This is a genomic window from Blautia intestinihominis (assembly GCF_040096655.1).
In the GTDB taxonomy this organism is placed as follows: Bacteria; Bacillota; Clostridia; order Lachnospirales; family Lachnospiraceae; genus Blautia_A; species Blautia_A intestinihominis.
The window spans coordinates 1-19271 of sequence record NZ_JBBMEI010000062.1 but is presented as its reverse complement, the minus strand read 5'-3'; the positions used below and the strand labels follow the sequence as shown (position 1 = coordinate 19271).

Sequence of the window (19271 nt, the reverse complement as noted above, 5' to 3'; positions counted from 1 at the left end):
GCAGTTATTCAACAGTTCAACATGTACCTGCTCATTTTAGAATTGGATAAAAAAAACAGATAAGTGCTGTCACTCACCTGTCTTTGACACAATCACTCTTCATCGACAAAAATCCCCACAGCTTTCACCGCGGGGACTGAAATGTGTCTTTCTGAATTTTCTACTCATACAGAATATAAAATCTACTTTATTACCTCATCGGGTCCATCGTTCCAATTCTTCTGACATATGCTCTGGCAATACTCGTGACAGATTATCGGTCAAAGTACTCATGCTGCTCTCAATTTTACTTATCTGTTTCTGTGAAGAAGCTATCTTTTGATAGATGGAGTTGATTTCGTTTTTCTTTTTGTCAATTGAATTCTGGGCGTTGTCGCGTTCAGTTTTTGCCTGTTTCAGTGTCTCATCACTTACTGTTCCTATAAATCTTCCAATAAGTAACTCTATAATTAGACCAATAATTCCAGCAGGAACAGCAGCTAATAACCAAATACCAGATATTGCAATAGCAAACAGTATTATCCCCCCAAACACAATTATCACCAAAACACACTTCAGTATATCTCCTATACTCAATGTTCCCCAAACCTTGACCCAGTCAGACATACCGCCAAAAAATTCTCCAACCGCAGCCCATCGTCCACCAAATCCATATCTATAGACTATATACAAAAACAAAGATATTGTAATAATCCATGCTATAGTAGTTAGTATCTTGTCTGCCTTGGCATCTTTGTCTATCAGTTTAGTACGTTCTTCTATAGTCCCATGCAATGTATTTATTTCATCTTGCTCTTTTGAAATTTCATCCTTCATAAATGCCACAGAACTTCTTAAGCTGCTCAGTTTTTTCTGAATAACTTCCTCTGCATTTTTTCTTGTTGCGTCTTTTTTGGCTTGCAGCTGCGTCTGACGATACTTTTTTTTCAGATCCTGTATCTTTTTCCGATTTTCGTTATTGAGTTTTTCTATTTCCTTTTCAGTATTGCGGGATATTTTCCAGTTTTTTGCCAGCTTCGCAGAAATCTTGGACAGTGTTCTATGCTGTACATAATCCATTGTTCTGCCATGCCCGCATTCTGTACAGATTTCTGCTGTATCTTTATTTTCCTTTTCACAACGTATACATTTCCACATGTGCCTTTACTCCTTCGTTTCTCTTGCCGAATGCTGTATCATTTACAGACAATTATACATGCACAACAACATTACTTCAATATGTCCCTTCGCATTTTCCAATATCCGCTTCCTGCATCGAGAAAAGAATCCAATAGCTAAATCGGTCATTATTTCAAGAAATGATCAATATCAACTTCTGTAAATGATCGTATGATTGGATAGTCTGTTTCATGTTCCGGTTCCTGTTCCTGCGTGTACCAGATACCGCGCAGACCACTGTTGCATGCACCTTCCACATCTTTCTTATAATTATCACCGATAAATGCACACTCAACTGCCTGTACGCCGGATTTTTCCACGCAGATCTCAAAAAGGTGTGGATGTGGTTTCTCAACGCCGGCCTCTTCGCTGCTGACCATAAAATCAATATATGGTGCAGCACCGAGGGATTCCAGTTTCTTATACTGGATATAGGCAGTCATGTCGGTTCCTGTTCCGGTGCGGACACCGCGTTTTTTGAGTTCTTTGAGGAAATCAATCACTCCAGGGACCGGCTGTGACTGGCGGATCAGGGTGTCCCAATATGCATGATACATATTGCGGGCATGTGGAAAGACTGGTTTTTCCCAGAGTTCAAGCATCCCCTGCGTGCGGAGCAGGCGGTTATGGATCGCTGCTACATCGCCGCCGATCCTGTCGATCATGATCTGTCCGGCTTTTTTGTAGCATGCAAGAGTTTCTTCCGCTGACTTTCCAAACGCACTCTCACAGTAGTCGGTGAGGGCTTTCATTCCATAAATGTGGTTTTTGTCATAACTGTACAAAGTATTATCAATGTCAAAGATCACTGCTTTTATGGAAGGTCTGGCACCTGGAGTGCTTCCTTCTGGCGAATCCATTACTTTTGGTGTCTGGATCAGATCCTCAAATTCGATCTGGAGACCGACTGTGATCTTGCACAGAACACCAATAGATGGATTTGCCTGACCTCTTTCGATCTGTGCCAGCATACTCTTGCTGACTCCTGTCCTTTCAGCCATCTGATCGAGGCTCATGCCTCTGTACTGGCGGAATCTCTTTAAATTTACTGCTACATTATTTGATAAATAGTCCATGATCGTCATCTCTTTCTCTTGTGTGGTATCTGCGGATCATCCATTTCCGCTACAGATTTCTTCCTTTATCTTACCTTATTCTTCTGATTTTGACTATACAAAAAATGCCGGCATGTGTCTGTTTCGGGCAGACATATGCCGACATTTGCTTTATTCTTACTATGAAATCTTACTCTAAGATATGCTCTCTTCCCATGGATATAATCATTCTGACATGGTCATCTGCCAGGGAATAAAAGATGGATTTTCCCTCTCTTCGGTTCTTTACGAGCTTGTTCTGCTTAAGGATGCGAAGCTGATGGGACACTGCGGACTGGGTCATATTCAGGACTTTTGCCAGATCGCAGACACAGACTTCGGATTCAAACAAGACAAACAGAATACGGATACGGGTAGAGTCTGCAAAAACCTTGAAGAGATCTGCCAGATCATAAAGTTCTTCTTCATCCGGCATGGTCTCATTCACGATCTTAAGCAGATCTTCGTGGATTTCCTGGCATTCGCAGGTTATTTCTTCTTTCTCTTCTGCCATAAACAGTCTCTCTTTCTTATAATTTCTTTTTACAGACGTTTTACAAAAAGGGTACGGATCGCATTCAGGACTGCAAGCACCATGACTCCGACATCTGCAAAGATCGCTACCCACATGTTTGCAATACCAACTGCACCCAGGATCAGGCAGATCACTTTGATACCGATCGCAAAATAAATATTCTCATATACGATACGCATACATTTCTTTGCGATACGGATCGCCTTGACGATCTTCATCGGGTCGTCATCCATCAGGACCACATCGGCTGCCTCGATCGCAGCGTCGGAACCCATAGCTCCCATTGCGATACCGATGTCTGCTCTGGAAAGTACCGGTGCATCGTTGATTCCGTCACCAACGAAGGCAAGTTTCTCTTTTTCTGATTTTTTCGCGAGAAGTTCTTCTACTTTGCTTACTTTGTCAGCCGGAAGGAGTTCGCTGTATACACGGTCGACACCAAGTTCACCGGCAACCTGCTGTGCAACTCTGTCAATATCACCTGTCAGCATGACGGTTTCTTTGATACCGTTTTTCTTAAGGTTTGCGATTGCATCTTTGGAAGTCGGTTTCGGAACATCGGAGATCAGGATGTGGCCTGCATAAGCTCCGTCAATCGCCACGTGGATGACAGTTCCTACCTGATGGCACTCTACTGCTTCTACGCCGATGCGCTTCATCAGCTTAACATTTCCGACTGCAACCGGAGTTCCGTCTACTTTTGCTGTAACACCGTTGCCGCTGATCTCCTCTACATCTGTCACGCGGTTCTGATTGATCTCTTTGCCGTAGGCAGTTTTGAGGCTGCGGCTGATCGGATGTGAGGAAAAGCTTTCTGTAAGTGCTGCGTACTCGAGGATTTTGGACTGTTCCATGGTGTTGTGATGGACACCTGCTACTTCGAATACACCCTTGGTCAGAGTACCGGTCTTGTCAAATACGACGTATTTTGTCTCGGACAGAGTCTCCAGATAGTTGGAGCCTTTGACCAGGACACCTGCGTTGCTGGCCCCGCCGATTCCGGCAAAGAAACTCAGCGGGATACTGATCACAAGTGCACACGGGCAGCTGATTACAAGGAAGGTCAGTGCACGGTAGATCCACTGGCTCCACATTGCAGGATTGTGAAGGATCACAAGGTTTACAATCGGCGGCAGGACTGCAAGTGCGAGCGCACCGTAGCAGACTGCCGGGGTATAATAGCGGGCAAATTTGGAGATAAAGTTTTCGGATCTGGATTTACGGGAACTGGATTCCTCGATCAGTTCCAGGATCTTGGAAACGGTAGATTCATCAAATTCTTTGGTTGTTCTGATCTTGAGCACGCCTGTCATGTTGATGCAGCCGCTGATGATCTCATCACCTGGTTTTGCACTTCGCGGAAGACTTTCACCTGTCAGTGCACTGGTATTGAGGGTTGTGGTTCCTTCTACGATCACACCGTCGAGCGGGACTTTTTCACCTGGCTGTACGACGATGATGGAACCGATCTCAACTTCATCCGGGTCAACTTTTTCCAGTTTACCATCGTTTTCGATATTGGCGTAGTCCGGGCGGATATCCATCAGTTCGGTGATGTTGCGGCGGCTCTTGCCGACCGCATAGCTCTGGAAAAGCTCGCCGATCTGGTAGAACAGCATAACGGCTGTGCCTTCTTTGTAATCCTTCAGAAGGATTGCTCCGATAGTTGCTACTGCCATCAGGAAGTTCTCGTCAAATACCTGTTTGTTGCGGATTCCCTTGAATGCTTTGATCAGGATATCATAGCCGATCACAAGATATGGGATCATGTAAAGTGCAAATTCCAGATAGCCGTCAACTGGAAGCACGGACAGTACTGCGATCAGTACGAAAGCTATGATGATGCGGGTCAGCATTTTTTTCTGCTTTTTGTTCATGTTCTCTCCTCCTTCACCCATTTGATAAAGATGCCCTGCCGCATCCGCAGCAGAGCATTCTCATTGTTCTTATAAGTAAATCTCGCAGTCGTCTTCAACTTTCTTGCAGTTCTTGAGGACTTCTTTCATAACGCTGTCCGGATCCTGGCCTTCTTCGAATTCTACTTTCATTTTGAGCATCATGAAGTTTACGCTTGCAGCCTTAACACCTGCTGTGTTCTTGGCAGCTTCTTCCATTTTGTTTGCACAGTTTGCGCAGTCAACTTCGATTTTGTAAGATTTCTTCATAGTGGTGATCTCCTTTTTCTTCATAGATGTTTTATTCACGTTTTTATATGAACACTTATTCATATGTTTGATTGTATTATACCATCTTGCATAGAAATGTCAATATGTTTTCGCAAAAAAAGAAACCACCGGGAACGGAAATTTATTCCGTTCCCAATGATTTCCTGGTTTTCTCAATCTTTTACAAATACTGCGACTGCTTCCGTCCACACGGTTTCGCAGAACTGGTCTACACAACAGGCTTTCTCAAGACGGTAGCCTGCCTGAAGAAAGGCTTCGAGGTCTCTGGCGAGGCTGGTAGCTTTGCAGGAGACGTAGACGATGCGGTTTACGCCGTAGGAAAGGATCTTCGGCAGTGCTTTCGGATGGATTCCGTCGCGCGGCGGATCAAGAACGATCACGTCCGGTTTCTCGGTCAGGTCATCGAGGACCTTAAGAACGTCACCGGCGATAAATCTGCAGTTATCAAGACCGTTGAGTTTCGCATTCTCTCTCGCTGCTTCCACGGCATCTTCCACGATCTCGACACCGATCACTTCTTTTGCCACCGGCGCGAGGAGCTGGGCGATCGTTCCGGTTCCGCTGTACAGGTCAAAAACTTCCATTCCACTGGTATTCTGGATGTAGTCTCTGACAACGTTATAAAGAACTTCGGCTGCCAGTGAGTTCGGCTGGAAGAAAGAAAATGTACTGATGCGGAATTTCAGCCCAAGCAGTGTCTCATAAAAATAGTCCTGTCCGTAAAGGATCCTTGTCTCATCGCTCTTGACCACGTCAGAAAGCGAATCGTTGATGATGTGCATGATCCCGACGATCCTTCCTTCCAGCGGCAGTGCCAGAAGCTGTTCTTTGAGTGGTTCCAGATCGTATTCTTCCTGGCTGGTAGTGACAAGATGTACCAGGATCTCGCCGGAGGTCACGCCACGTCTCAGCATCAAATGGCGGAGATAGCCCACATGCTGGAGTTTACGATAATAGGAAGCACCTTTTTCCTGAAAAAATGTGCGTACACAGGTCAGGATATCTGTCATATCCTTATGGACCAGTCTGCAGTCGTCCGTGTTTAAGATGTCATAAGTGCTACCCTTCTTGTGCAGACCGAGAGAAAGCGGTCCGTCCTTGTATTCATCACCAAAGGAAAATTCCATCTTGTTGCGGTACCCAAATTCGATCGGGCTTCCGTGGATTCCTTCCCATTCAAAATCAGCCTTACCTTCTGCGTCTGTCTGTCCGCCCTGGATGAGTGCATCTTCCAGAAGCTCACGGATCTGTCTGTCCTTCATCTCAAGCTGATTCTCGTAGGACATTGTCTGGTACATGCATCCGCCGCATGCAGGAAAGTTGCTGCATACCGGCTCTCTTGTCTCAAGCGGGGATTTCTCCAGAACTTCCATGATGCGTCCCTGCGCCCTGCCGGAGCGTTTCTTCTGGATCATGAACCGTACATTCTGACCCGGGATTCCGTTCTTGATCAGGACTTTCTGATCATCCACCTGGACATATCCTTTGTTTGGAAAGTCTACTTTTTCTATAATGCCTTCGTAAATTTCACCTTTTTTCATTTTATATTCCTCATTTTATTCTTATATTTACAGTAAAACAGCCCCGGTTATCTGCCGGAGCTGCTCAAAATCCAAGTTACTTTTCACCGTAGCCTGCTTACTCTTCTTCGTCCTCGAAATAATCATCAAAGTCGTCGTCGAAATCTTCTTCAAAATCCTCCAGATAATCTGGTGTGAAGAAGCGGTAAACTGCAAATGCGATACCTGCTACTGCTGCAACTGCACCGATGATTGCCAGCACCCAGAGAACTGTGTTTTTCTCTTTTTCTTCTTCTTTCTTGTTCAGGGTAGAGAGTAATTCCTCGATTTTGGCATTCATGTTTAAATTATTCAGATTCATTGTACGCACCATCCTCTCGCTCGATGTCAATTTTTATAGAACATAGTATATCACTATTCTGAAATTTTTACCATATGTTCTATAAAAAAGTTACTTCAAAAATCCGCGAAAAATTCTCATCCTTTCTCCAGAAAAGGTGCACTGCCTATCTTACTGCCTATCTGAACCTTTGTCTCCACACCTTCCTGTGAATTCGTCAGCAGATCCTGATCTGGAACCACGCATCCTTTCTGCGTCATATAAATGATCGTTGACCCGCCAAATGCGAAGTTCCCTTTCTCCTGACCGCGGTCCACATGGTCACATACCGGGTGGTTTTCAATCTTTCCGACCATCAATGCACCAACTTCCATCATCAGGAGCGTTCCGAAATGCTCGGACTTCATAAGTGAATACTCCCGCGTATTTTCCTTATAAATAGAATATACATCATTTGCGGCCGGATTCACTGTATGCAGAACCCCTGGTATCCTCCTTCTCACCGATTCCCTGCCACTGTCGACATAGATATAACGATGATAATCATCCACACTGAGTCGGAACACCCACAGATATCCACCTGCAAACCGCCTCGCAAGTGTTTCACTCCGAAGAAGGCTTCCTGCCGTATATCGTGTATGCTTGATCGTAACTTTTGTCTGCTCACTGACCGGATAAACACTCAGCCGACAGTCACATGGGCTGATAAAGTGTGTCTCATCCATGTCGATCGTGCGCGCGCCTTTCCGAAGCTTTCTCGTAAAAAAGTCATTATAAGAACGATATCTCCGCGGCTCATAATCTTTCATATTGATTCCGGCTTTTCTGATAAAAGGATCGATTGCCAGAGTAGAAATCCCGGAATCCAGAAACCTGCCGCCAAGTTTCGAAACTGACGGTGACACCAGCGGCTTCAGCAGACATCTCCCCGCTGCACTTCCATAAAGCTTCTCCAGGAATTTATCCTGACCGGTGCTTTCCTCCCATTTATGCCCCTGACGGTCTGCCGTGTATCGCATGGCTCAGGCTCCTTTCAGTTTTTGTATTCTGTAAAGATTATATTTTGCCCACCATCCTTCTTTGTAGAGAAGGATAAAAAGAACTGCCACAGCCACAACTGCTACCAGTATGACCAACTCTCGGTTTGTCGGCTTGCGGAAACGGAAATTCAGGATAAAAAGAAATCCTACCAGCAGCATCGCAATATGAAGACATACGAGGAAATAACGGAATCCCGGGAAAAACACCGAAACCATAAACAGAAGCGGCATGATCACAGACATGGATGTGATCGGAAGTCCCTGATAATATTTACGGTTCTCGCTTGTCTCGCTCTGTCTCTTTTCTTCCATTACGTTAAAATATGCCAGCCTGATCACGCCTGCCACACCATAAAAAGCAAGGATCATCAGACTGTAGATCTTGCACATTCCAAGCTGGTATCCCAGAATGATCGGAAAAATGCCAAAACAGACAATATCGCAGAGGGAATCGATCTGAATCCCAAAAGCCTTCTCATCATCTGTCCGGTTCTTTTTTGTCCGGGCGATCTTGCCGTCAAACATATCACATAATCCTGAAAATGCAAGGCAGAACACTGCCAGCGGCAATTTCCCATCTATTGCAAAAAACATGCCCATGATCGAAGAGATCAGGCTTATGTACGTTACCACTACTGTATAATCATAAAATCCAATCATTCATACTACCCCTGTTTTTCATTTGTTTTCTGACCTATCGTCAGCTGCGCTATTACTGTAAAAAACGCACTGATAAAGAGTTCCCCATAGTATCCCAGTCCCCTGCTCAGTACCATTCCAGGAAGCAGAAGGCTTCCAAAAACAGGCACAAAAATATTCAGGAACAGTGTCTCGCTGATTCCCATTCCTCCCGGAAGGGGTAGCATGTCAACAGAAACAGAAATCACCGCCTGCAGAAACAGGACCGTCCAGAATCCCGTTCCACTGAGCGAAAAAGCCCGGTACACAAACCAGGTAACCGCAAACAGAGCCATTCTCTGTGCAAACGTGATCAGGATCACATGAAAGATCACCCGCGGATGATCTCGCAAATACGCAGCAGTCTCTCTGTAAGTATCCATAGAATCTTCGAGTTTCTTAAGTCTGCTGTGTTTTTTGCGGACAATATGCAGTTTCTCCAGGATCTTAAGACCCTTTACCAGAAAGTTTCTGGCAAGATCCGGATGAAACACCAGCACTGTCATGAACGTAACACAAAAAATATTCAACGCCAGTCCCAGATAAAAGATCGGCATGATCCCGGTCAGATAGCGATGCAGAAAACCTCTGCCAAAGACCGCGATCCCGACTCCGATCGCCACCAGCACAAACTTGTAAGTGATCGTAACGATCATCAGGATCACTGTTGCCACTGGGATTGAAATCTTTTCTTTCTTCATATAGTAGATCTGCATCGGCTGTCCGCCGCTTGCAGACGGCGTGATACAGCTGAAGAAAAAACCTACCGATGAAAACAGAAAACAGACTCTTTTCCTGAGATGGATCCCATAGGAACGCATCATATACCAGATGATGATCGATTCACCCCATATAAAAAAAGCTACCAGTGCCACTCCCGGCAGAAGCCAGATCTTGTCTGCGCTCTGAATCGCATCCATGACTGCCCCCAAGTCCTCTCCATGAAAGACACCATAGATCGTCAGCCCAAATACTACGACCAGAAATATCGTATTAAAAATTATCTTTTTTGTTTTGTTCATACGCAGCTTACCCTTCTGTAATCTTCAGGATCTTTTTCTCGATCCTGCTGCCAAGTTTCTCATAGATCCTGTACAGTTGTGTCTTCCTTCCGATAAAGAAACACAGTTCTGCCAGAAGAATACCGCCTGCCACATCAACGATCACATGCTGCTTCGTCAGAAGTGTCGATGCAAATACAAGGACTGCGATGACCATGGATACTCTCTGATACCATACCGGAATCTCTTTTCTTCCGCGAATGCCAAGATAGCAGAACCAGCTCACAAGACAGTGGATAGACGGGAACAGGTTATCTGCCGCATCTATGGAATACAGCCAGAGTGTTGCCTGGTTCCATAAGCCGCCGTCTGTGATCAATGGTCGTGTATTTGTTGTGGGGTATGCAAGAAAAAAGCCAAGGCAGATACATCTTGATATAAAATCCCCTGTAAAAAACTGGTACACACTGCGTCGATCCTGCCTGGCAATCAGAATATAATTGACAGCCCAGAAAAGATAGCAGCCGAAATAGATCACAAGAAACTGCGGGACAAAAGGAAGGCTTCTGTCCACGCCGGTCTCGATATTGTGGTGATACCATCCGCCTGCGATCATTCTGGAGCCGGAATAAACAAGACAATTAAATACAAAAGAAAAAATAAGTGGAAAGACTCCATAAGCCGGGAGTATCCTGGTGATACCTTTCATAACTTTCTTCATTATATACTCCCTTCATCTTTCTCATGTAAACAGTATATCATCCTCGGACCGGGTAAGCAACCAAAGTCCGAAAACATTAAGAATTCTTAAGAAAAAGGTCAGATTTTCTTCAACTTTGCAAATCCTGCAAACATTTTTTTGACTCCGACCTTGTCAAAATCTACGGTTACTTCATAATCTCTGCCGCCTTCTACGATATCCCTGACGATACCAACGCCAAATTTGATATGACGGACGGTGTCTCCTACGCCGTAATCCAGTGATGCCGCCTTGGTGACTTTGAAGTTCTGTGCTTCAAACGGTTTCGCGCGGAAGGTCTGACGCATCTGCATGTAGCTGTTCTTAGGGGATGGTGTCTCCTGCATGGACGGCTTATGTTCCTGAATGGTCGTTCCAAGCTCTACCAGTTCCCTCGGAATCTCACGGACAAATCTGGATACTTTGTTGTACTGTGTCTCTCCGCGGACCAGGCGCTGGCGGGCACTGGTCAAGGTCAGTTCTTTCATTGCTCTTGTGATCCCCACATAGCAGAGCCTGCGCTCCTCCTCCATATCTGTAGGATCATCTGAGAAGATACACATGCTGCTCGGGAACATTCCATCCTCCATGCCTGCAAGGTAAACATACGGGAATTCCAGTCCCTTGGCACTGTGCAGAGTCATGAGCAGAACGTAATCCTGATCCGGATCTACTGTATCAATATCTGCGATCAATGCGATCTCCTCCAGGAATCCGGAAAGTGTTGCTTCTCTGCCCTCTGCCTTCATTGCTTCCTCATAGGAAACAGTCTTGGAGATCAGCTCGTCGATGTTCTCGATCCTTGCTCTGGATTCCTCTGTATCCTCTGCTTTGAGTTCATCCACGTATCCGGTGAGGTCGATCACTTCTTCCAGGATCTCTGTAACGCTGTATGCCTGTGCCTTGCTCTTGAGTGACTGGATAAAGGTAACAAATCCCTCAATCTTGTTCAGGCTCCTTCCGATGGATGGGACTTCCTCTGCCACTCTCAGAGCATCATAAAAGCTCACATTCATGTAATCCGCATAATCCTGCACACGTCCTACAGTCGTTGCACCGATTCCTCGTTTCGGTACATTCAGGATACGTCTGACTGCCAGATCGTCTGCGGAGTTATCGATCGTCTTGAGATAGCAGAGCAGATCTTTGATCTCTTTACGCGCGTAGAAGTTGATCCCTCCTACGATCTTGTATGGGATATTTGCCTTCAGGCACTTCTCTTCAAACAGACGGGACTGTGCATTGGTTCTGTAGAGGATCGCACACTCTCTGTAATCTGCCAGATGTTCTCTCTTTTTCTTTGCAATATCTCCGATCACGTATTCTGCTTCCTCAAATCCGTTCATAAACTGGCGGAAGTGAAGTTTCTCTCCCTCTGGATTCTCCGTCCAGAGACGTTTCTCCTTACGTGCTGCATTGTTGGCGATCACCTCATTCGCCGCATTCAGGATGTTCTTGGTGGAACGGTAGTTCTGTTCCAGGCGGATCACCTTCGCATCCGGGAAAACCCGCTCGAATCCAAGGATGTTGCCAATGTTGGCTCCGCGGAATTTGTAGATGGACTGGTCATCATCACCTACTACGCATAAATTCCCGTATCTCGCCGCAAGAAGGCTCACGAACTTAAACTGTACGGTGTTGGTATCCTGATACTCATCCACCATGATATAGCGGAATTTCTCCTGATAGGACTCCAGGACATCCCCGCAGTTCTGAAAAAGCTCTACGGTCTTGACCAGCAGATCGTCAAAATCCAGGGCATTGTTGCTCTTGAGTGCAGCCTGGTATTCGCGGTAGACCTGGGCTACTTTTTTCTGGTTAAAATCTCCTCCTGCATTCATCTCCATCTCATCCGGTGTGATCATCTCGTCCTTGGCATGGGAGATCTGTGCAAGAAGAGACCTCTCCTTGTATTTCTTGGTGTCGATATTTAATTTGCGGCAGATCTCCTTCATCAGAGTCTTCTGGTCATCGCTGTCATAAATGGTGAAACGATTGTCATATCCAAGCCTGTCAATATAGCGGCGCAGGATGCGGACGCAGGTAGAGTGGAAGGTCGCAACCCAGACGCTCATTCCATCCGCTCCTGTCAGCTTATCCACACGCTCTCGCATCTCCTGTGCTGCCTTGTTGGTAAAGGTGATCGCAAGGATGTTGAATGGATTCACGCCCTTGTCAGCGATCAGGTGGGCGATCCTGTGTGTCAGCACTCTCGTCTTGCCGGAACCTGCTCCTGCAAGGATCAGAAGAGGCCCCTCTGTATGAAAAACAGCCTCCTGCTGAGGCGGATTCAGTGTGTCATATATACTCATTTAAAAATTTCTCCTGTTTCTGTTAAACGTTCATAAGTTATCTGTGTCGAACTGATGTTTTACGGTCTTTTTCTATTATACATGAAAGTCCCGGGAGGGTAAAGGAAATTCCTTCGACAAGGATAAGATTCCCACATTGCCAGCTTTTCGCCATATAATGCAAAAACAGAGAAACCAGTCTGCCCGGTCTCTCTGTCCTGTAAAACTTAATATGCAGTTCGTTTATTTCGCTGTGATGTGGTAATTCCAGCTCTGGTATTCTTTCTTTGCCTCTTCCAGAAGAATACCGCCGTGCATAAGCGCACCGCCCGGATATTCCACTCCATTTACCAGATACATCTGATTTTCTTTAAGTCCGCGGAGTCTGATCCTTACTCCCGGGTCGTTTGCACGTACTCTGGATGCCACGACACTTACAAGCGCTTCGTTTCCGTCTTCACTTACAAACTCCCATGCCGCGTAAGGGCCTTCCTCCATCGCATTGGTCAGTCTGTAATAATCTCCAAAGTGTATCACATCATAATATTTCTTAAATTCCTCGATCTGACCACGGATCTGCGTTTTTTCTTCTTCTGAAAGTTTCGCCGGGTCCAGCTCATATCCGAAGGTTCCTGCCATCGCTACGGCTGCTCTTGTCTCAAACGGTACGAAACGTCCTGTCTGATGGTTCGGGCAGGCGGATACATGAGATCCCACTGCGCTGACCGGATAAGCAAATGAAGTTCCATACTGGATCTTCAGACGCTCGATCGTATCGGTGTCATCGCTGCACCAGATCTGAGAAGTATAATGGAGCATTCCGGCATCAAATCTTCCGCCGCCTCCGCTGCAGCCTTCGATCAGCATATCCGGATATCTCTTTCCGAGTCTGTCCAGAAATTCATACAGTCCGAGCACATAACGGTGCGGAACCTCTCCCTGACGTTCTGCCGGAAGTACTGCACAGTAAATATCGCTGATGCTTCTGTTAAAGTCCCATTTCAGATAATCGACATCCGCTTTGTCCAGGACCTTGGTCATCTCATCAAAGATATGATTTCTGACATCTTCTCTGGAAAAATCAAGCACAAGCTGGTTACGTCCACGGTTCGGTCTTCTGCCCGGCACGGTAAACGCCCAGTCCGGATGTGCACGGTAGAGGTCACTGTCCTCTGATACACATTCCGGCTCGTACCAGATACCGAATTTCATTCCAAGACCATGGATGCGCTCTGCCAGCTCGCTTAACGTGCAGCCTAATTTCTTCTCGTTTACCTGCCAGTCTCCAAGACCGCTGTTATCATCATCTCGTTTTCCGAACCAGCCATCGTCCATGACGAACAGTTCCACACCGCAGGAAGCTGCTTCTTTCGCCATCTCGAGGAGTTTTTCACCGGTGAAATCGAAATAGGTTCCTTCCCAGTTGTTGATGAGGACCGGTCTGCGTTCCAGTTTGAACCTGCCTCTGCATACATGCTCACGGACTGCCTTGTGGTAGCAGTTTGACATTTTTTCGAAGCCCTCTGCGCTGTATACCATCATGACTTCCGGTGCATGGAAAATCTCGCCTTCTCTCAGAAGGAACTCAAAATTTTCCGGATGGATCCCCATGATCAGTCTGGTCTGGTCAAACTGGTCTTTTTCTGCTGCTGCGAGGAAGTTTCCGCTGTACAGAAACGAAAATCCATAACACTCTCCTGAAGTTTCTGTCGCATTTTTATCTGCCAGCATTACAAATGGGTTGTACTGATGGCTGGATGCACCGCGAAGACTTCCGACAGACTGCACGCCGTGGTGGAGCGGAGTTCTGGAAAGCTGTCTCTCCATCTCATGTTTTCCATAAAAAGTCATCCAGTCCCAGTCTCCATACGGCTGGTCCAGGCAGAGGGACATCACACGCTCAAGCTGAACCGGTGCCTGACCGTGGTTTTCCACGCTGACACTTCTTGTGATGACATCCAGGTCTTTCACAACTCCATAGTACAGTTTTACTCTGACATCCTGCACATCATCACGAAGAGTGATCACGAGAGTCTCTGCCTCGTTTTCGTCTGCATACATTGCCGGAAGTCCCGGAATGGAATATTTTCCCTTGATGATCTCATAGCCTTCATAGCGAAGTCCCAGAGTTCTTGTTCCATTGTCATAGCGGATATCGAGTGCACTCTCACGATAGTCTCCGCTTCCAAAAGAAGAATATTCCTGCGGCAGAGTATCTGTGGAGTATGTCCTGTCCCCTGCTGCCTCGTCCGGATTTCCGGAAAAACCGTGATCTCTTCTCTGGATCAGATAGGAGTAATCACAAATGTCTGTTTTTCTTCCATAGTAGGTGTGAAGCAGGATTCCTTTGTCGTCCGCTTTCATCTGGTACATGCTGTTCTTTGTGCACAGGGTGAACAGTCTGTTTTCTTTGTCAAATACGATTGCCATAGATGTCTTCTCCTTTTGATAAGTTCATGATTAAGTTTATTTTACCGCTCCATTGACAACACCGTTAAGTATCTGCTTCTGGCATACCAGATAGAAAATCACAATTGGTATCAGTGCCAGCAGGTAGGATGCAAAGGCGAGGTTATAATTTGTTCCAAACTGTGTCTGGAAATTCAACTGTGCAAGTGGAAGTGTGTTTTTACCGGTTCCGGACATCATGACGAGTGGGGTCATAACATCATTCCATGTTCCAAGTGCAGTTAAAACTGCCACTGTCGCATGCATTGGCTTCATGATCGGGAAAACAATACTCCAATAGGTCTTCCATGTACTTGCACCGTCTACTTTTGCAGCTTCTTCCAGTGCCATCGGAATATTTTTGAGATAACCGGAATACAGAAGAAGATTCATTGGCATATAGAATACCACATAAAGCACGATCACACCAACCCTGTTTCCGATTCCCATCTGAGAAGTCTGTTTTACAAGCGGCATCATCAGGATCGCGAATGGAACGAACATACCGCTCACGATATAAAGATAAGAAAATTTATAAAATTTGCTGTTTGCCATGTTTCTTCCGATCGCATATCCGGCAATAGAATGAATCAGAATGGCAAGTACCACTGTCACAATTGTGATCAGCAGAGAGTTTCCAAGAGAATTCCAGAAATCTGTGACTTTCATTGCTTCTGTAAAATTCGAAAAGCTCCAGGAGGACGGCAGGGAAAGTGCTCCTGCAATATCATTTGTCATCTCGGACGGCTTTTTGAATGCAATGATCACTGCCATATATAATGGAAAAAAGATCGTGATACATCCAAGGATCAAAAGGATTGTAACCGGCCAGTTGGTTTTGCCTGGCATCTGACTGTTCTTTTTCATTATAACTGTTCCTCCTTTTTATTCATAAATGTAAGCTGGAATACAGAAATTGCAACAATGACTACGAAGAAAAGTACTGCATTCGCACTCTGGAAACCAAACTGTCCTCCATCCATTCCGTTTCTGTAAATAAGATAGGAAATAGACTCTGTACTCTGTGCCGGACCACCCTTTGTCAAAGACATGATCTGGTCGAATACCATGAGGAAGTTTTTCATGCAGAGAACCATATTTATGGTAAAAAAAGGAATGATCAGCGGAAAAGTAAGGTTTTTGAACTTGCTCCATCCGGTTGCACCGTCGATCGCGCCTGCCTCATAAACATCCTCCGGAACGGTCTGCAGACCTGAGATATAGATGATCGTGTTCATGGCGATTGCCTGCCATGCTGCAACAATTACGATTGCAAACCATGCTGACTTTGTGCTCGCAAGCATACTGCTTTTGAGAAATCCAATTCCCAGGTTTTCTCCGATCGTCGGGAGAATATATGTGAAAATAAAACTGAAAATATAGCCTACAACAAGTCCTCCGAGAACATTCGGGATAAAATAGATTCCACGGAGTGCACTTTTTGCACGGATCTTGCTGTTCAGACCAAGTGCAAGGATCAGACTTATCACATTGACAATGATCGTTGCCACGATTGCAAATTTAAACGTAAACAGATAAGATTTTCCTACGCGTGCATCCTGAAAGAGGTCAATATAGTTTCTGAGTCCTACCCATTCGTAACTTCCATATCCCTTGAAGTTCGTAAAGCTGTAGATGAAGCCTTTGATCAGCGGCAGTGTATTAAAGGCAAAAAACAGGATGAGCACCGGAATGGTGATCAGCATAAATGTACGTTTTCTTTCATTTCCTTTCATGATTCATTTCCTCCCTCTCCATGTTCTTCCTCATACTTCTGGACTTTTCGTATCAGGTCACGGTTGTAGCGTATCCAGTCTTTATCGAATTTCGCAAGGAAGCTGTCTGCGTCACCATCCATAAGATAGGTCTGGATCATTGCATCTACGGCCATTTCTGACGGATAATGGTGATCCTGGTAGTCTGTCATTTTGTCGTTTTCGATGTATTCTTTCACGCCGTCAAGCATGGACGGAAGTTCAAAGTCACCTTCCTTGCATGGAACTGCATTCTGCTCGTCCAGGTAAATCTGAATATTTTCATCCTCAAGCATAAATCGCAGAACTTCATAAGCGGCTTCTTTATTTTTGCAGTCCTTCATAACCGAAAATTGAAGGTCTACACCAGAATTCAGCACCTGTTCGTCTGCATTGTCATTTGCCGGAAATACGAAGGAATCAATCTGCATATCCGGATTCACAGACAGAATCTGCGGAACTGCGTAACTTCCGATACAGTACATTGCAGATTCCCCTCTTGCAAAAGCAGTGCAGGCATCGTTGTAGCTGAATGCATATGGATCATTCTGTGCATATGGAAGCAGCTGGATGATCTTGTCGGCAAGCTCTCTGTATTCTTCTGAAAAAGTTGTCGTTCCTTTGTTGACCTGCTGGCAGACATCTGCCGGTGAGAGGTCACACGCCATGGCATTCCACGGTGCAAGACAGGTCCATGTATCCTTAAAACCAAAGTACAAAGGAAGCTGTCCTGAAGCCTGGATTGTATCCAGAAGTTCTATGAATTCATCCCAGGTTGTCGGGATCTCCCAGCCATTTTCTTCGAACATTTCTTTGTTATAAAGGATTCCTGCTGCATTTGCCACATACGGAACTGCGTAAGTACCATCTTCCGGAATAAATTCCAGGTTTTTATCGATATCTAAGTAGGACTGTTTGATGTCTTTCAGACCATCAAAATCTGAAATATCCACCAGCATATCAGAATCCAGGAAATTGGAATAGTTCACATCTCCACCAATTCCAATGATATCCGGCTGATCTTCCTTGATAAATCTTGTCTTGAGGATTGTCATTGCCTCATTCGGTGATTCAATCGTCAGTTCGATGTCATCATGGGTTTCGTTAAATTTCTCTTCCATCTTTTCGAAGGCTTTGACTGCCTCCGGTTTGTACTGAACCATTTCTATCTTTGTTTTGCCGTCAGAAGTTTTTGAGGAATCTCCACATCCGGCAAGAGCAAGTCCTGCTCCCATAAGAACGGTTCCTGCAAGAATTAATTTTTTCTTCATTGCACTTCTCTCCCTTCCTGTTTTTCTTTTAATACCACGGCCATAGTATTTTGGATCCTGAACGGATTTCCATCACTCTTCATCTAAAATAATATCATCTGGACTTCTTTCCGTAAATATTCTCATGACAGCACTTTTATACCTTTATTCGTTTTTTAAAGAATAAAGTTGAAGTATAGACTCATTATGGTATATAATATAGAAAAACATGCAAATTTCGTGTATTACTAACAATTTTAATTGATATTTTTTAGTAATATTAACCAGTTTCTATGTTTTTATGTTTTATGGAGGATAAAATATGGATAAAGTCTTGTTTCATATGTTTTCAGATGACCGTTTTATGGATCTTACACTCTACCAGTATGGATATGAACAGTGTCTTCCACTACACTCCTACGGTCCTTTTGTACGAAACCATTTCCTGTTCCATTATGTTATTTCAGGTAAAGGAACACTCCTGGTTGATGATGAAAATTCCCAGTCTACGGAATACCAGCTTCAGGGCGGAATGGGATTCCTGATTGAGCCCGATTGTGTAAATACTTATTTTGCCGACCGCAAAGACCCATGGGAATATGCCTGGATCGAATTCAGCGGACTCCGGGCAAAGGAGATTCTGGAGGGCTCCGGTCTTTCTTCTGACTCTCCGGTCTATCTTCCACGCACACCACAGGATGGGGAGCGGCTCAAAAATGAGATTCTGTATCTTGCCACACACGCTCAGGAATCTTCCTATCATCTGATCGGGCATCTTTATCTTATCATGGATGCACTGGTCAGCGGATCGTCTTCCAGGCGGCACACCCAGGGAGGCAAACGTGCACAGTTTTACACGAACGAAGCTGTGACCTTCATCGCCCAGAATTATTCCCGTGCGATCACGGTCGAGGACATGGCTCGCCGCTGCAATCTGGATCGGAGTTATTTTGGCAAGGTTTTCCGTGATGTCCTCGGACAGTCTCCACAGGAATTTCTCATCCAGTACCGTATGGAAAAAGCTGCCGAACTTCTCAAGATCACAGATCTTTCTGTGGGCGAGATCAGCAGGCAGGTCGGCTATCCCAACCAACTCCATTTTTCCAGAGCTTTCAAGAATTTTTATGGAATCTCACCCCGTACTTACCGCCAAAATAACAGTTACTGTTCAAGGGTATGCATAGTCCATTGTAAAAAGTGATGAAATTTATTTTTTTGTTTTGTGGATAACCAGTTC

The 19271-nt window shown here is 45.2% G+C and carries 17 protein-coding genes; 1 reads left to right on the top strand and 16 read right to left on the bottom strand.

Features of this window, described 5'->3' with window-relative positions:
* Positions 1-195: 195 nt before the first annotated feature.
* The 16 genes from WMO75_RS15165 to WMO75_RS15090 all read right to left on the bottom strand — a co-directional run bounded on the left by WMO75_RS15165 (position 196) and on the right by WMO75_RS15090 (position 18055).
* A complete protein-coding gene (locus WMO75_RS15165; protein WP_022213218.1) occupies positions 196-1137 on the bottom strand; it encodes a coiled-coil domain-containing protein in 942 nt (313 codons plus the stop codon).
* A gap of 149 nt (positions 1138-1286) precedes the next feature.
* Entirely contained in the window at positions 1287-2234 is a 948-nt protein-coding gene (locus WMO75_RS15160) for an HAD-IA family hydrolase (RefSeq protein WP_330578392.1), read from the bottom strand.
* A gap of 169 nt (positions 2235-2403) precedes the next feature.
* Entirely contained in the window at positions 2404-2766 is a 363-nt protein-coding gene (locus tag WMO75_RS15155) for an ArsR/SmtB family transcription factor (RefSeq protein WP_022213216.1), read from the bottom strand.
* Positions 2767-2795: 29 nt separating this feature from the next.
* A complete protein-coding gene (locus WMO75_RS15150; protein ID WP_291579402.1) occupies positions 2796-4664 on the bottom strand; it encodes a heavy metal translocating P-type ATPase in 1869 nt (622 codons plus the stop codon).
* 69 nt (positions 4665-4733) lie between these two features.
* On the bottom strand, positions 4734-4952 hold the full coding sequence (locus WMO75_RS15145) for a cation transporter (RefSeq protein WP_291579401.1): 219 nt from the start codon (positions 4950-4952) through the stop codon (positions 4734-4736).
* Between the two features lie 173 nt (positions 4953-5125).
* Positions 5126-6514 (bottom strand): 23S rRNA (uracil(1939)-C(5))-methyltransferase RlmD, encoded by a 1389-nt coding sequence (gene rlmD / locus WMO75_RS15140; RefSeq protein ID WP_118252069.1) that lies wholly within the window; start codon positions 6512-6514, stop codon positions 5126-5128.
* 97 nt (positions 6515-6611) lie between these two features.
* A complete protein-coding gene (locus WMO75_RS15135; RefSeq protein WP_022213213.1) occupies positions 6612-6854 on the bottom strand; it encodes a hypothetical protein in 243 nt (80 codons plus the stop codon).
* A gap of 116 nt (positions 6855-6970) precedes the next feature.
* Entirely contained in the window at positions 6971-7852 is an 882-nt protein-coding gene (locus tag WMO75_RS15130) for a phosphatidylserine decarboxylase (protein WP_291579397.1), read from the bottom strand.
* 3 nt (positions 7853-7855) lie between these two features.
* Complete coding sequence (locus WMO75_RS15125; RefSeq protein ID WP_118698640.1) at positions 7856-8533, bottom strand: CDP-alcohol phosphatidyltransferase family protein; 678 nt, start codon at positions 8531-8533, stop codon at positions 7856-7858.
* 5 nt (positions 8534-8538) lie between these two features.
* Complete coding sequence (locus tag WMO75_RS15120) at positions 8539-9573, bottom strand: lysylphosphatidylglycerol synthase transmembrane domain-containing protein (RefSeq protein ID WP_349078386.1); 1035 nt, start codon at positions 9571-9573, stop codon at positions 8539-8541.
* Between the two features lie 7 nt (positions 9574-9580).
* On the bottom strand, positions 9581-10273 hold the full coding sequence (locus WMO75_RS15115; RefSeq protein WP_349078384.1) for a phosphatase PAP2 family protein: 693 nt from the start codon (positions 10271-10273) through the stop codon (positions 9581-9583).
* A gap of 98 nt (positions 10274-10371) precedes the next feature.
* On the bottom strand, positions 10372-12603 hold the full coding sequence (gene pcrA, locus WMO75_RS15110; protein WP_022213208.1) for a DNA helicase PcrA: 2232 nt from the start codon (positions 12601-12603) through the stop codon (positions 10372-10374).
* Positions 12604-12825: 222 nt separating this feature from the next.
* Positions 12826-15012, bottom strand: a complete 2187-nt coding sequence (locus WMO75_RS15105; protein ID WP_349078381.1) for an alpha-galactosidase — start codon at positions 15010-15012, stop codon at positions 12826-12828.
* A gap of 36 nt (positions 15013-15048) precedes the next feature.
* The gene (locus WMO75_RS15100; protein ID WP_022213206.1) at positions 15049-15897 is read right to left on the bottom strand and encodes a carbohydrate ABC transporter permease; all 849 of its coding nucleotides are present in this window, start codon (positions 15895-15897) and stop codon (positions 15049-15051) included.
* Positions 15897-16766, bottom strand: coding sequence for a carbohydrate ABC transporter permease (locus WMO75_RS15095; protein WP_022213205.1), 870 nt, complete (start codon positions 16764-16766; stop codon positions 15897-15899). The genes WMO75_RS15100 and WMO75_RS15095 overlap by 1 nt, the downstream gene beginning before the upstream one ends.
* The gene (locus tag WMO75_RS15090) at positions 16763-18055 is read right to left on the bottom strand and encodes an ABC transporter substrate-binding protein (protein ID WP_022213204.1); all 1293 of its coding nucleotides are present in this window, start codon (positions 18053-18055) and stop codon (positions 16763-16765) included. The genes WMO75_RS15095 and WMO75_RS15090 overlap by 4 nt, the downstream gene beginning before the upstream one ends.
* A 301-nt stretch (positions 18056-18356) precedes the next feature.
* Here WMO75_RS15090 and WMO75_RS15085 point away from each other — a divergent pair, with 301 nt between their 5' ends.
* Positions 18357-19235 carry an AraC family transcriptional regulator gene (locus WMO75_RS15085; RefSeq protein WP_349078378.1) on the top strand — a complete coding sequence of 293 codons (879 nt, stop codon included), beginning with the start codon at positions 18357-18359 and terminating at the stop codon, positions 19233-19235.
* Positions 19236-19271: the final 36 nt, after the last annotated feature.

Excerpts from the sequence above, each read along its gene's own strand:
- WMO75_RS15165 (WP_022213218.1), bottom strand. The coding sequence starts at position 1,137 with ATGTGGAAATGTATACGTTGTGAAAAGGAAAATAAAGATACAGCAGAA.
- WMO75_RS15160 (WP_330578392.1), bottom strand. The coding sequence starts at position 2,234 with ATGGACTATTTATCAAATAATGTAGCAGTAAATTTAAAGAGATTCCGC.
- WMO75_RS15155 (WP_022213216.1), bottom strand. The coding sequence starts at position 2,766 with ATGGCAGAAGAGAAAGAAGAAATAACCTGCGAATGCCAGGAAATCCAC.
- WMO75_RS15150 (WP_291579402.1), bottom strand. The coding sequence starts at position 4,664 with ATGAACAAAAAGCAGAAAAAAATGCTGACCCGCATCATCATAGCTTTC.
- WMO75_RS15145 (WP_291579401.1), bottom strand. The coding sequence starts at position 4,952 with ATGAAGAAATCTTACAAAATCGAAGTTGACTGCGCAAACTGTGCAAAC.
- rlmD (WP_118252069.1), bottom strand. The coding sequence starts at position 6,514 with ATGAAAAAAGGTGAAATTTACGAAGGCATTATAGAAAAAGTAGACTTT.
- WMO75_RS15135 (WP_022213213.1), bottom strand. The coding sequence starts at position 6,854 with ATGAATCTGAATAATTTAAACATGAATGCCAAAATCGAGGAATTACTC.
- WMO75_RS15130 (WP_291579397.1), bottom strand. The coding sequence starts at position 7,852 with ATGCGATACACGGCAGACCGTCAGGGGCATAAATGGGAGGAAAGCACC.
- WMO75_RS15125 (WP_118698640.1), bottom strand. The coding sequence starts at position 8,533 with ATGATTGGATTTTATGATTATACAGTAGTGGTAACGTACATAAGCCTG.
- WMO75_RS15120 (WP_349078386.1), bottom strand. The coding sequence starts at position 9,573 with ATGAACAAAACAAAAAAGATAATTTTTAATACGATATTTCTGGTCGTA.
- WMO75_RS15115 (WP_349078384.1), bottom strand. The coding sequence starts at position 10,273 with ATGAAGAAAGTTATGAAAGGTATCACCAGGATACTCCCGGCTTATGGA.
- pcrA (WP_022213208.1), bottom strand. The coding sequence starts at position 12,603 with ATGAGTATATATGACACACTGAATCCGCCTCAGCAGGAGGCTGTTTTT.
- WMO75_RS15105 (WP_349078381.1), bottom strand. The coding sequence starts at position 15,012 with ATGGCAATCGTATTTGACAAAGAAAACAGACTGTTCACCCTGTGCACA.
- WMO75_RS15100 (WP_022213206.1), bottom strand. The coding sequence starts at position 15,897 with ATGAAAAAGAACAGTCAGATGCCAGGCAAAACCAACTGGCCGGTTACA.
- WMO75_RS15095 (WP_022213205.1), bottom strand. The coding sequence starts at position 16,766 with ATGAAAGGAAATGAAAGAAAACGTACATTTATGCTGATCACCATTCCG.
- WMO75_RS15090 (WP_022213204.1), bottom strand. The coding sequence starts at position 18,055 with ATGAAGAAAAAATTAATTCTTGCAGGAACCGTTCTTATGGGAGCAGGA.
- WMO75_RS15085 (WP_349078378.1), top strand. The coding sequence starts at position 18,357 with ATGGATAAAGTCTTGTTTCATATGTTTTCAGATGACCGTTTTATGGAT.